Origin of the sequence: Bacillus sp. FSL W8-1141, assembly GCF_038593205.1 — a bacterium.
Classification (GTDB): Bacteria; Bacillota; Bacilli; order Bacillales; family Bacillaceae; genus Bacillus; species Bacillus altitudinis.
On the sequence record NZ_CP151973.1, the window covers coordinates 2,550,400 to 2,563,311 of the forward strand.

At 40.9% G+C, this 12,912-nt stretch carries 10 protein-coding genes; 1 reads left to right on the plus strand and 9 read right to left on the minus strand.

Annotation, left to right across the window (positions count from 1 at the left end):
- Positions 1-35: 35 nt before the first annotated feature.
- Positions 36-191 carry an Arm DNA-binding domain-containing protein gene (locus NSQ52_RS13030; RefSeq protein WP_161796774.1) on the plus strand — a complete coding sequence of 52 codons (156 nt, stop codon included), beginning with the start codon at positions 36-38 and terminating at the stop codon, positions 189-191.
- 73 nt (positions 192-264) lie between these two features.
- Here the strand turns inward: NSQ52_RS13030 and NSQ52_RS13035 are convergent, their stop codons facing one another.
- The 9 genes from NSQ52_RS13035 to NSQ52_RS13075 form a co-directional block, all read right to left on the minus strand.
- Positions 265-1,086, minus strand: coding sequence for an N-acetylmuramoyl-L-alanine amidase (locus NSQ52_RS13035; protein ID WP_338705753.1), 822 nt, complete (start codon positions 1,084-1,086; stop codon positions 265-267).
- Positions 1,087-1,132: 46 nt separating this feature from the next.
- Entirely contained in the window at positions 1,133-1,552 is a 420-nt protein-coding gene (locus NSQ52_RS13040) for a phage holin family protein (RefSeq protein ID WP_342473408.1), read from the minus strand.
- Positions 1,553-1,596: 44 nt separating this feature from the next.
- The gene (locus tag NSQ52_RS13045; protein ID WP_268431148.1) at positions 1,597-1,809 is read right to left on the minus strand and encodes an XkdX family protein; all 213 of its coding nucleotides are present in this window, start codon (positions 1,807-1,809) and stop codon (positions 1,597-1,599) included.
- Positions 1,799-2,146 carry an XkdW family protein gene (locus tag NSQ52_RS13050; RefSeq protein WP_135226632.1) on the minus strand — a complete coding sequence of 116 codons (348 nt, stop codon included), beginning with the start codon at positions 2,144-2,146 and terminating at the stop codon, positions 1,799-1,801. The genes NSQ52_RS13045 and NSQ52_RS13050 overlap by 11 nt, the downstream gene beginning before the upstream one ends.
- An 11-nt stretch (positions 2,147-2,157) precedes the next feature.
- Positions 2,158-3,573, minus strand: a complete 1,416-nt coding sequence (locus tag NSQ52_RS13055; protein ID WP_342473409.1) for a BppU family phage baseplate upper protein — start codon at positions 3,571-3,573, stop codon at positions 2,158-2,160.
- 265 nt (positions 3,574-3,838) lie between these two features.
- Positions 3,839-5,743 carry a right-handed parallel beta-helix repeat-containing protein gene (locus tag NSQ52_RS13060; protein ID WP_342473411.1) on the minus strand — a complete coding sequence of 635 codons (1,905 nt, stop codon included), beginning with the start codon at positions 5,741-5,743 and terminating at the stop codon, positions 3,839-3,841.
- Positions 5,744-5,778: 35 nt separating this feature from the next.
- Positions 5,779-7,527 carry a phage tail spike protein gene (locus tag NSQ52_RS13065; RefSeq protein ID WP_342473413.1) on the minus strand — a complete coding sequence of 583 codons (1,749 nt, stop codon included), beginning with the start codon at positions 7,525-7,527 and terminating at the stop codon, positions 5,779-5,781.
- An 11-nt stretch (positions 7,528-7,538) separates the two neighbouring features.
- The gene (locus NSQ52_RS13070) at positions 7,539-8,375 is read right to left on the minus strand and encodes a phage tail domain-containing protein (RefSeq protein ID WP_342473414.1); all 837 of its coding nucleotides are present in this window, start codon (positions 8,373-8,375) and stop codon (positions 7,539-7,541) included.
- Positions 8,375-12,820, minus strand: a complete 4,446-nt coding sequence (locus NSQ52_RS13075; protein WP_342473415.1) for a phage tail tape measure protein — start codon at positions 12,818-12,820, stop codon at positions 8,375-8,377. Before NSQ52_RS13075 ends, NSQ52_RS13070 begins: the two co-directional genes overlap by 1 nt.
- Positions 12,821-12,912: the final 92 nt, after the last annotated feature.

Consider the following 12,912-nt stretch of genomic DNA (forward strand, 5'->3'; position numbering starts at 1 on the left):
TGAAATTAATATATGACGGAAACAGGAGGGGAAACATGATTAGTGTTAAACCGTGTGCAGACAACACTTTTTCGTATGTCATTGAATCACTGGATAGAGAAACAGGGAAAAGAAAAAAGATCGTTCGGAAAGGATTTGCTTCAAAAGACGAAGCAATGAAAGCAGCTAAAGCAAGAGTAAAGGAATTCTAGATTCACGGATTTCAAAAGATGAATAATATTGTGCAAATAAAAAAGCCCCTCCAATACGGAAGGGCTTCTCTGTTTACTTCAAGAGTGCTTCGAGTTTTGCTTTAGTCTTCGGACCATAGATGCCGTCTGGGGTTAACCCATGCATCATTTGAAATCGAGACACTGCATTCGCAGTCTTGGGTCCGTAGTACCCATCGATTCCATTGTTGATCGCTCCTTTATCAGGATAGAAATAGAGTGCTGCTAGTGCTTCTTGGATTCTCCTTACAGCGTCCCCTTTCATCAAAGGTGCTTTTACCTTAAAGATGCCTGTTGGGAGCTTGTACACCTTCTTAGATGCTTTTTTCTTAGGTGTTGTTGCTGAGGTTGTTTTCTTAGGCTCGGAAGATGAAGTTTTTCCACCAAGCGCCTTTAACTCTTTTTCAATGGCCGCTTTAAATGAGTTCCACCTACCTTCACTAAGGATACGGTGCGGACAATACTTCCCATTCCAGTCTTGATGCTTGCGTACTCGATCAACACCCCAACCACGTTCTTTAAGTAACTGCGCCACAAATTGAATGGCCAGCTTTTCCGCAGCCTTGTATCTAGCACCTCCAGACTCGCTATAACAAATTTCAATTGCAATGGACTTGCGGTTACCAGTACCATTTGTGCCATCACCTGAATGCCACGCATTGCGATCTAACGGAATAGCTTGAATCACCTCTTCATCGTCCACTGCAAAATGGTAACTCGTCGAACTTGTGTTATTGATCATATAGTTAATTTCATTTTCAGCTGCTGCGTCATTCGCTGTATTGTGGATTGTGATGTATTCTGCGTTCATTTTGTTAGGACATTTTAAACCGTATCTGCTGGATGGAACCATTTTCTTTTTCACTTTGATTGCCATTCTTATCTACTCCTTAATTTGTTTTTATATAGAAAAAAGCCGCCGATTACTCAGCAGCTTTCTTTTTCTCATTTTCTTTTTGGCTGTCAGACTCGATCACATGAAGACGATCTGTGATAGAAGTTGGGATTTTCACGCCGATCTGTGCAAGGTTTTCCACGATGGAAAGCCCTTCGTTTGCGATATAAAAAAGCACTGTACCAAAGGTTAGCACTCCGTTTAATCCCATGATCTGATCAATGATGTTAGCAACAATCACGACAACAAAACTAAGCATTTTACGAACGTAACCGAACCATGCTGTGCGGCTTCGCAGCTTACCGATCTTCCAAGCTTTGATAATACCCGTCAAAACGTCAATAACACTTAGCAGCAAGAGCAAGTCCAAAAATTTCACTCCGCCAAATAAATAAGTCTTCGCTAAATCTAAAGTTTCAAAGTTAATAAACACTATCGTTTCCTCCATTTCGTTAATCACCTCCTTTAAGAAGGCAAAATAAAAAGCACCTGTTAAGATGCTGTTGTTCCTAAATCCACTGAGACAGCAGGCTTATCGAACCTCAATCCTGTGATCTCTTCATATTGTTCCGGCGTAACATACCCCTGTTGAATGCCGTCTTCTAAATCTTTAATAGTACAGTCATCAAAGGACATTGCCTGTTTAACCATTGCAGTTGAAGTCCATTTATAAAATAAGGCTAAAACCCAAAAATTAAGATTCATCTGTAAACCCTCCCTTTAATTTAAGGATTTCTAATTGCATTTCTGCAAGTTTTTGCCCCAACGTTGTATTCATTCTATCCGACTGTTGACGTGCTATTTTTTCTAGCGCCAATTGCTCTCCTAGAACCAGTAATTGTTTTTCAACATTTGATAACGGCTTTTCATTACTCTCGGATAGATACTCATTCCACGCGGCTTCCAATACTTCGTCCGAAGGCATAGGATCGTCTAAAGACCATTTGTCTATAAACTGCCCTTCTCCGTCATCCCGTACTGAATAATCTCTACCTAACTCTGCATAAGGGTACAGATATTTGATCGCTAGTGCCTTATTCATCCCTTTGCCTCCTATCTCAACCGAGACATGGTAACGTATGATGTATTTATTGATACTGTTTTGTTGGTCCCTCTTGGCGTTATATAAAAAGTTACCTTATCGCCAGCTTTAAATTTTTGTAATAAATAAAGCACGCATGTACTTGATGATGTTGCTGGATTCCAGTTTCCAAAACGTTGAAATTCTGTTCCATTCACATAGCACGATAAAATATTATCCGATCCAACTGTAATGTTTGTGCTAGTTATATAAAGCCTGATCAAATAAAGACCACTATTTTTCAGTGTGATTTCAGCACGAGTCCGATTATACTCTGATAAATCATCTGCTCGTGTTGCCCCAAAAACAAGCTTTGTCGCTACATTTTCAGCAGCGGAAACGGATGAATTATCTTGATCATAGGTATCAACATAAGTGCTGTTTGCCACATCTTCTACTGTTAGTATTCTTTTCCATCCCCGAAACGTCCCGTCTGTATGAATTGTTCCGACCCAATGTGTATTATCAGCGCTCCGGCTGACATGAAAGTTTTTCCTAATACCTGTTGTAAATACATCAACGTTAAACCAAGATGTATCATTTGTAGTTGGTAGATTGGTGAAATACTGGCCTGCTCCATAATAGAAACCGGGTGGTAACTCTAACAAATTAGTGCCTCCGATTGTATTTGGCACTGCTTGTCTATATCCTGAATCTGTCGTCAATTTATACATCTGGGCTTTTTTAGATAAATCGTCAGTGTACTTCTGTGCATCAGATAATGCTTGGTTCGCCTTTTCTTTAGCTGCAGTAATTGCAGTTTTCAGAGCTGTGTCAGCTTTATCTTGAGCACCTTTTTTTGTTTCCAAAGAATCAAGATCGTCAAGTTTTTCTTTCATCCTGTCTAGCTGAACCTGCAGGTCTTTTGTAGTCTCGTCAATGTTTCCCTGCATTACATCGGTGCGCTTTTTTATTTCTGCTTCAAGCTCCGCTGATTTTTGCTCTATTTTTAATTTCAACGAGTCAAAATGGTCGATGTAATATTCTGCAGCTGGAACAATATTTTCATCTATTAAGTTCTTTTTTATTGAAAATGTAAACTCATGTACAGAAAGGGATTGACCATTGCTGTAGAAAAGATTTAAGGAGGCTTGTACATTTCCATATAGCTTAATCTCTTCATCGTTTAAAATGTATTCGGCTATCCCTTCCACTTTGTCAGACACCAAGATGTTTCTAATGTGCTTTGACCCATTGGAGAATAACAATACTAACTTACCCTCTACAGCTGATAAGGGGAGAGGCATACCATCTTTACGCAGCTTGAATATTAATCTAGCTGTGCCTACATCTTGAGTTGAAAAAATGATTTTAGAATCATAGACGCTTTGATTGTAAGCATCTATGACAAAGGATAGCGAACCATTTTTGTATATTTTATTGGTCATTGCCTACCCTCCTTTTCTAGCTGCAGAACCTTATCATTCAGAGTTTTAATAAGGTTTCGCATTTCTTCTATTTCACTCTGACTTACTGTCGCGATTTGTGAAAATTCAACTCTTTGGCCGTCCCCGTCTAATAAATACACGTTGTCAAAGTTGACTCCCTCAAGCTGGATTACTCGGTTTCCTTCAAAGTCATAAGCAGTGACATCCTCCCCCGACACAAAAGCCGAAGCCACTTCTAACCTATATTTATCCATGATCAAATACACTACGCCACGTCCTTTGCATCCGTTTTTGGATTTTTAGAATTGTCTACGATGCCGCTGATTGTCCAGTCACCCTTGCAGTAGTTTCCATGTCTAACAATTCCTTTAACAGAGGAAGTAATGTAAATCCCCGCTCTTGCTAATTTCGTTAATGTTGATATAGATCGACACTTGTTATCTGCAAGAAGTATATCTCTTGCTCCGTTTGCAATTCTAATGGCTTCATACTTTCCATGTTCACCATGTCCGGCTCCTGTAACAGTGTTATCTGAAACTTCACCAAAAAGCACGCCTGATATTTCAATGCCGTATCGCTTAGGTCTTCTTACGATATTTGATGTAATACTTAAATCAGAAGAATCACCGAAAGCTGCAATACCATCCCGACCGATAAAACTAATTTGATTAGTGCCTGATACCGTCATTCCTACGCAATCATTCATCAGAACCCCATCTCCTGATGTGTTCGAAATCTGATTACCCGATACAATGCCATTTCTGATGGCATCCAATCTGATGCCAGCTTCGTTTGTACCACCAACACCATCAATAATGTTGTTTTGGATATTAACATTTCTCACAAATCCTGATTCGTCGTTAATACCACGAATATAAATCGCTTCGTTTTCCCTTGTGTCTAATATCGTGTTACCTGAGACGTGAACATGTCTAAAGGACTGTGAACGTGACATTTGCTCAAATTTGTTGTTCAACGTATGGTGTTTATTTGCTGGATCAATGGCGCTGACTGTTATACCAAATCTACAGTTTCGCATGGTGTTATCTTTAATGTCAGTGACATTCCAGTTGTAGCCGCGAATGGCCCAACCTTCCATATCCTCAAATAAGCAATCTTTAACTCTTATGTTTTCATGCCAGTAGCCTATGGTGGAAGAATGAGAACCGACACCTCTCGGCCACGCTTGCGTACCTGGTGTGTTAGATTTGCCAAAGTTACAGCCTTGAATTAGTCCGTCTTTGCAAGTCGTGAAGTCATAAGCGCCAAAAGCGCCGAATACTTCTTTTCTTTGTGCAAGGTCTACCTGAATTGCCTCGGAGAAATATCTTGAGCCGTCATGGTCTACGAATCCATAAAAATCTGAATCTAACACTTTAAAGTTTTGACAAGCGTTAAATTCTATCGCATGATAACCGCTGACATCCTTAAAAGCAGAATTTCTAATATAAATGTTCTTAGCATGTCCGAAAGAAAAGCAGTTGTTTTTTGTTGTAAATTCGGCGCCCCTACATTCCCACGTGCCACCGTCAAAATACATATTTCCGTTTCCCTCATAACCAAAGTAATCAACTGTTCCGTCACCATTAGTCATCATCGTCTTGCCGTGATAATTTAGCAAATAGGCACCCTTAGCATCAAACCAAGTATTACCCCAATTGACTAACGTCGCTCCTAGACGGTAAGCACCCGGCGGCACGATCACTCTGACACTTTTACCTTTTTTTGCTCGGTCTAACGCTGCTTGAATGGCAAATGCAGATTCATATTTGCCAGTTGGATCAGCGCCCAAGTCTAATACGTTTATGTCAGGCTGCCGATCTAAGCGACTTATGATCAAACCAAAGTCATAATCTAATCTGTCTTTTACAGTTTTGTGAATGCTTGCGTCAAGGGCAACACGGGTGTCTACTACCTCTTTTACATCATCACCATCATGATTTAGTACCAAATTAACTACTCGCGACCATAGATTGTCTAACTGATTAGCGACAGTAAATAAACCATGTTTGATTTGACTTGAAAGATGAGCATTATCACTCTCTTTATGTCTCGTTAAATCAGCAGCGTTTTCATTTAAGCTGTCCTCGATCTTCTGCATATCTTCGCCTAATTGATGAGCATATCTTGAGTTTCGAGTAGTATCATAGTTTTTTCTCAGCCTTACCATTTTCTCACTCTCCTTTTTGGCAAAATTAAAAGACCCTATCTAAGCGTCTTGAGCATGTCATTTATATATCGTTGTAAGTTCTTCACTTGTTTTACTTGATCCACTGTTATCCTTTGTATGTCCTTGCGGAAGTTCGCAAACGTTATCGTTGGGCTGCTATACGGATTGAGAGGGTTATGTTGTATTGATACAACTCTCAAATCGTCCTCGAAGGTTATTCCGTCTGCAGTGTCGGCAATAACATGGATCGTGTCACCTAACCAAAAATCCTGCTCAATTTCAAGAAGTTTTGGCTCATATATTTTCTGAAACTCAACCTCTACTGTCATTTCAGGATATGGATTTACATGCTTTTTTAATGCTGAAATGATGCTGCTGGATTTTTTATATCTCTCATCTTTAATCGGCTCCGCCCAGCGCGGTTTACCTTCAATGAGAAATTTGTCTTCATCAGGATGAATATAAAGAACTGGTTCAAATACATACTCAGGTTCTTTCTCTTCATCTTTTGTTGCCTCTTTTTCATCTTCTGTTGTTTTGTCATCCTTTGATTGAGAGACGGACTCTGTTTCTTTTTGTGCGCCATATCCCCATGCACGAGTGGTACAATTCTGGGAATCTGTTGTGATTGTGATCCCCGGCATGTTATAGCGACTATCAAGCACAAAGTCTATTTCTTGGCCCATCTTTTTGTAAACATGGATTTTGTAATTATCCACGTCTAACTCTATGTCATAATCTTCGATGATTTCATCCATAAGCTCTGTGGAATTCTTCTCACCGAAGTTCTCCTGCTCCGCAGCTGGAATTTCTCCATCTTTTGCGTGGATAACGTATTTAAAATCAGTACCTTTAAGTGCAATATCAAGCGCCTCTTTAACGCTTAATTTCTTAGAAACTGTTTTTTCGATTCTGTTATTAATCAACAGGACTGAGAAGATATGTGCAGCAGTAACCGTTTTTGTAAGCATCCCATTTTCTTGATGTAGACTCACATTTGTAATGTAGTATTTCTGATGATTATATTTCTTTTCATCAAGATATAAAATGTTGTCCACAACCAACAGCTCAAACTCTGCGGCATTTTCCTGCGTGCGCGGCAGTGTAAAACTGAACGTTTTTTTACCTGTTGGATCGGCTGTGAAGTCCACAGACACACCAGTGATCTCTATGACATCCTTTCCATCCTTGCTTGAAACATGCAGCTGTGGAAAATCCACATCAGACGGCAAATTTTGATTGAGTGGTATGTCTACCCCATCGTATTCCCTGCTTGGGTAATCAGGGCCAGTCGGTGTTTCTGGTTCACTCGGTTCCTCTGGTAGACCATCATCATTATCATATTGTGTGAGTTTGTAAGTGAAGATTATGCTGTTTAATTTCATTGCATAGTTGATGTCAGTGGCGTAACCACCTTTTGCAACAGCAGCAGTAGCCTTTTGATAGTCTTTTTCTCCAAACACTGCCTTATACCGACTGAGCCTAGTGTAAAGACTCCCCAAATCTTCAAGACTTTCGGCAAAAGACGGGTACTTTCTAAATGGTGCTTGTACTCTGGTTTCGTTCCCTTGTTTATCCTGCTCTTTAGTCCACATCAACACGTATTTGCCGTTATAAGTCCCTTTAATTCCAAAAAGGTTATAGGCCTGTTTAGATAGATCGCTTGATCCGAAACCACTCTCAAGACAGCCTTGAGCGATGACTAGGCTTGCAAGCACCTTGTATTTTTTTTGGACCTTTTTCGCTCCCGGTGCTAATTTCTTGATAAAGTCAACCGCAGCCATGTCATCCCTCCTTATGCATAATAGAACCTTGTGTCAAACACAATTTCAATGTCACTTGCGTTTTGAATTTCAAAGTCATTTCTGCCGATATCAAGTGATGGAAGTCTACCAGATGTCTTGAGGCGTTTCTTGCCGACAACAGTATATTGTTTTATAAAGGACACCTTTTGAGATTTTTTTAGTTCACCTTCAATTTTTAATTTCTCGCCTGTCGTTCGATTAATGATAGTGACATTTTTACCTTTTGCCCTTAAAGAGACTTGGTAGTCATGTCTCAAAGGGTTAATTGCAAAATGGCCTATGTTAAAAACGCTAAATCTATCCTTATTTTTGAATGAATATTGTGGTTCGTCTCGCATTCCAATGTTCATCCCCGGACTCCATAACTCACCGTCAAACACCTGCGGATTCAATGAAGTGTATTTTGATTCAGCAGCACCCAAAACATCGGTGAATTCAACGCTAAAAACAACATGGTTCTTTTCTTTTTCCTTCGGAGTAGTGAAATTCCCCTCACACGTCACTAAAAATCTTCTGTTCGGAAGCAGGTCACATGAGATGTAGTATGGGAACGGTTTAACTAATAAAGCATATAGTTCACTTCTATAGCTGTAGAAATTTTCAGCAATGATTGAGTTCATATATATTTCAAGCTGAATCTGTCTTTCTTTGTACTTCACATCCCGCGGATGTTGTGGCAATACAATACCGTTAATTCGTTGTAATGACACCGTCTCAAATTCTACGATTGGTGAGGCAGGTGTCAGGCTTAACGGATGGAAATGAGGAAGCAAGTCATTTAGACTTTGCTCACCCAATCCATTGTTAAAATCAATATATAACTCCATTACCTCACCCCACTCATAAATGCTTCTTTTCTAAAACGTTCACCTGTCGTTTGATCAAGCTTTCGACCGTCCATATAGTTGTTGCTATCTTTTGAAATTAATTGTTCAAAGCCTTTTTGCATCATCATTAACCCTTGAGACAGCAGGTCTATTTGTTGAGCCATAAGACCAATTTGCTTGTTTTGATTCTCGATCATCTGTCTCATATCAGATCCATCTTGCTGCCTGCTCTGAGACTTGTCTGCTTTGTTACTAATGCGATCAAGCATCTGTAAAGCCGTGGAGATCATACCATCTCCAAAACTAGGCACTCCAAGCTCTTTACCGAGGTTAGAGTATAACTGTAAAGAGCGTTTACGATACTTAGGCTCAGTCGTGATAGCATATTCTCGCCAGCCATTTTCCCCTAATTGAGCGATCTGATGATTGTCAATCACACCACCAGATGCATAACCGATGTAAGGGCCACCGCGCGCCATAGACTTTAATCCCGGATGGTTATAGATACCGCCATAACGCTTGTTAAGATAGTTAATTGCAGCAACAATTTGATGAACTGGATGTTTGATGTTTCCATATCCGGGCTTTTTATAAGCAGCAAATGTGCTTGGTATGAATTGCATAAGCCCTTGTGATGGATGACCAGCTCTGGCGTTGCTATCCCATCGGTTAACTAAGGTCGGGTTTCCACTTGATTCCTTCATAGCAATGGTTTCTAATGCTTTTGCATAGGATGGAGAAATTCCAGTGATGCTGATAGCCTGCGCAACCCACTTTTTGACCGCAGCACTACCACCTACACCTTTGAATGATCCTCCGTCCCCTCCAAAATCACCTAATGATTTTGTTAAAAATCCTAAAGCGCCTTTTTGAATTGTCTTTAAGATACCTGTTCCAAGACCATCTATTCCTTTACCAGTTTTAAAAGGAATTAGACCGCCAAATATATTGCTGATAATTTTCTTTGGGCCAGCCATCACAAGGTCAAAGATATCAGATCCGAAATCTTTCACCTTGCCGACTACTGCACCAGCTTTTTTTGCACCCTTTTTAAAGAAATCACCAACACCGCCAGCATAACCCGGCAAACCCTGCGAAGTGATTTTTTTAGTCTGGTCATGTGGCAAAACCGATGTTCCACGAGGTAAATCCCAAATTTGAGGACCGCCAACACCGACCATGTATGTTCCGATGCCAGGAGTGTGAGCAAGCTCATATCCTTCCTCACCGACCAATGCACGACCGCCCGGATGGTAGTCAGTGCCTTTTGCATATGCCTTACCGGGTGCAACATTCATGGCCTTTTTCTTCCCATTGTGTCCACTTGGTTTCCACTCAGGAATTGTCTTCATGTTCATGAATTCGAGGACTTTATTGATACCGCCAGTAATCGTATTAACGACACCAGCTAAGTCAACAAGGAATGTATTCCAGCCACCTAGCACTTCGCCAGTCTCCCAATTAACTTGCTCGATATGTCCATCTGCTTGTTTTTTCGCTTCTTTTACTACACCTTTATGACTTTTTTCAGCCTGATCTATTGTTTTATCTTTTTGATCTTTTGCAGCTTTAACTGTCGCATCATGTTCCTTTTTGGTAATAGTACCTTTGACGTAATACTGGTCATCTGCAGCTTTCACAACTGCTTTGTATTGTTTTTCAGCATTACTAACGACTTTGTCTTTTGCGGATTTACTATTTTTCACCGTTGCGGCAGCTTGCTTCGCAGACAAAGTAGACGATTCTTCTTTTAGCTTTTTAGAAATGAGTGTTTGCTCATCTTTGCTCTTTGTCAGAGCCGTTTCAACTTCTTTACTCATCTTTTGAGTAATGCCCTTGACTTCATCCCATTCTTTTTGGGTGAGCGATCGATGTTCTTTTGCTGCTTTGTCATATATTTTTTTGACTCGGCTCTCGTACTTTTCTATTTGCTTCTGCTTCTTTTCGTTGCCTGTTTTGATTTTATTAAGGATGTTTTCCTCATCTTTCTTTTTAAGTGAATTATTCTTTGAATAGAAATCTCCTAAAACGTCTAGAGACTTGTCAGCACTATCTTGATAGCCTTTTTTTATGGTGTCAGCCATTTTTGAAAATCGCTTATTCATGTTGTCAGCTATATTATCCGTTATCTTAGTTTGATTGAGATAAAGGCTATTTAATTTAGCATTGGCTTTTGTCTCCATATCCGAATAAGCATTTACAGCTTTAGAAGTGGATTCAGATACTTTATCACCAAAGTCTATAGTTGCTGGCAAGACTCGTTTTTGCAAGTTGTCATAGTATTTAAACCCTGCTTCGCCTAGAAGCGTAACTCCTGTTATCAACAATCCAACTGGACCACCAAGCAACGATAAGCCGCCTCTAAATAAACTCACAACACCTGCGCCTTTTTTGAGGATGTTAAACAGGCCAAAACCACCCTTTGCAAGTTTCACAAATCCTCCTGCACCTTTTACTGCGTTTACCCCCGCCATGACTATACCTTTACCGAATTTGAATATCTCAGGAAGAAAAGAGAGCGCAAGACCGCCAACCATACCCATTGGCCCACCAAACATCATTAAACCGCCGCCAGCAATTCGAGACGCACCGCCAAGACCACGCATTGTCCTTGATGTTCTTGTGGCCGTTTGATTTAGACGGCCCATGCGTGTAGTCGCTAGACCAGTGTTTTGTTGTAAACGTCCCATACGAGTGGACATAACGGCCGTTGATGCTGCAGCTGTATTGATACCAGTTGCTGCAGTTCGCGAAGCCACACCCGCTGCAGTAACTTGTGTCGTATATACTCCTAGACTTGCTGATGATCCTCTGACAGTGCCTGTCAGATACGTGCCAGCAGTTCTAAGCACTCTCCATCCTTCGGCCATTCTAGGAATGGCACTCAATAACAATAAAGAAGCCCCACCTAAAAGACTGAAAGCTGTGACAGCTGCGCCAGTCACGGCAATTGTTTGCATAACAGAAGGAGGCAGGTGATCAAACCAATTCACAACTTTTGTTAACACATCTGTTGTGGATCGAATCACTGGAATAAATTGATTTCCTAATGAAATGACAGCATTATTTGCTGCGGATTTGAGGTATTCCATTGACCCAGCAAGGTTGTCCATTTGACCTTTTGCCACTTTTTCAGCGACACCGCCACTGTTTTCTATCTGTTTGGTGAATTTGTCGATCTTATCACCGCCCGCATGAAGCAGAGTGATAAAACCAGATAAAGCATGCTGACCAGCCAATTGCTTTGCGATACGGATTTTTTCGGTTTCCGTATAGTTTTTCGTCTTTTCATTAATCTGATCTATGATGTTTGATAAAGGTTTCATGCGGCCATTTGCATCCGTGATACTAAGACCAAGCTCGTGAATTGCGTTACCAGCTGGCTTTGGAGGTGCCGCAAGCCTTGTTAGTGTGGATCGTAATGCGGTACCTGCCATATCTGCCTTGATTCCACTGTTCGCCATGATACCCGTTGCGGCCGCTAACTCTTCCATGCTGACACCTGCAGTTTTTGCCGCAGGGCCAGCGTATTTCATTGTCTGTCCAATCTGTTGGAGTGTGGCGTTTGAATTGGTGAACGTGTAGGTCATTGCATCTGCTACCCGGTTTGTATCTTCTGCAGCAATATGAAACTCTGTGAGGATGTCAGATACAATATCTGCTGTTACACCTAAATCTGTTTGCCCTGCTGCCGCAGTAGCAAGCAAGCCCGGCATGGCGCCGATAATGTTATTTGTCTTATAACCAGCCATTGCAAGGTACTGCATTCCTTCGGCAACTTGTCCGTCGGTAAATTGTGTAGTAGCTCCTAAATGACGTGCAGTTTCTGTGAGACGGCCCATCTCGTCATTCGATGCATTTGCTACAGCACCGACCCTGCTCATCGCCTTTTCAAAGTCTGCGGCCACTTTAACAGCTCCACCTATTGCGACGGTGCCTGCTACACCGATACCTGTTAATGCCTTCCCTGCCATTCCCGCAGCAGAGTAGACAGATTGCAACTCTTCTGATACTTCCCCAGCGTTCTTCTTAAAAACAGAAAAAACACCAGCTGCTTTATTGCTGGTGCTTTGCAAATGCTCAAATTCTTTAGATACATCTCGTAATTCTTTTTCTAGCTTTTGATGAACAGCGATGGAGTCATTCAGTTTTCGGGCATGTATTTGTGTTTCTCGCGCATCACGGCCCTTTTCCCTGACAAGCTGTTCATATCGTTTTCGGTGTTCTTGAACAATTCGCCCTTGAAGACGATATTTGTTGTTAAGTCCCTCTACTTGTGATTGTAATTGCTTTGACTTATCACCAGTATTTTTATAAATGGCCGCAGATGCCTTCATTTCAGAGTTGGTCAATCTCAATTGCCTTTGAAGCCCTGTTATACCTCTATTAAAACCCGAATCATCCAGATTGACTTTGGCGACCATATTGCCAATTGCTTGAGTCATTTATGTACCACCCCGCTTCCCTGACGTGGATTTCAAGACTTAGAATATTTGATCAATCGTTACTTCTTTTGTTTTGCTAGTGCTAGATTCAG

Coding starts and splice junctions, on each gene's coding strand:
- NSQ52_RS13075 (WP_342473415.1), bottom strand. CDS start 12,820: ATGACTCAAGCAATTGGCAATATGGTCGCCAAAGTCAATCTGGATGAT.
- NSQ52_RS13050 (WP_135226632.1), bottom strand. CDS start 2,146: ATGAATAAGGCACTAGCGATCAAATATCTGTACCCTTATGCAGAGTTA.
- NSQ52_RS13045 (WP_268431148.1), bottom strand. CDS start 1,809: ATGAATCTTAATTTTTGGGTTTTAGCCTTATTTTATAAATGGACTTCA.
- NSQ52_RS13030 (WP_161796774.1), top strand. CDS start 36: ATGATTAGTGTTAAACCGTGTGCAGACAACACTTTTTCGTATGTCATT.
- NSQ52_RS13040 (WP_342473408.1), bottom strand. CDS start 1,552: ATGGAGGAAACGATAGTGTTTATTAACTTTGAAACTTTAGATTTAGCG.
- NSQ52_RS13060 (WP_342473411.1), bottom strand. CDS start 5,743: ATGGTAAGGCTGAGAAAAAACTATGATACTACTCGAAACTCAAGATAT.
- NSQ52_RS13035 (WP_338705753.1), bottom strand. CDS start 1,086: ATGGCAATCAAAGTGAAAAAGAAAATGGTTCCATCCAGCAGATACGGT.
- NSQ52_RS13070 (WP_342473414.1), bottom strand. CDS start 8,375: ATGGAGTTATATATTGATTTTAACAATGGATTGGGTGAGCAAAGTCTA.
- NSQ52_RS13055 (WP_342473409.1), bottom strand. CDS start 3,573: ATGACCAATAAAATATACAAAAATGGTTCGCTATCCTTTGTCATAGAT.
- NSQ52_RS13065 (WP_342473413.1), bottom strand. CDS start 7,527: ATGGCTGCGGTTGACTTTATCAAGAAATTAGCACCGGGAGCGAAAAAG.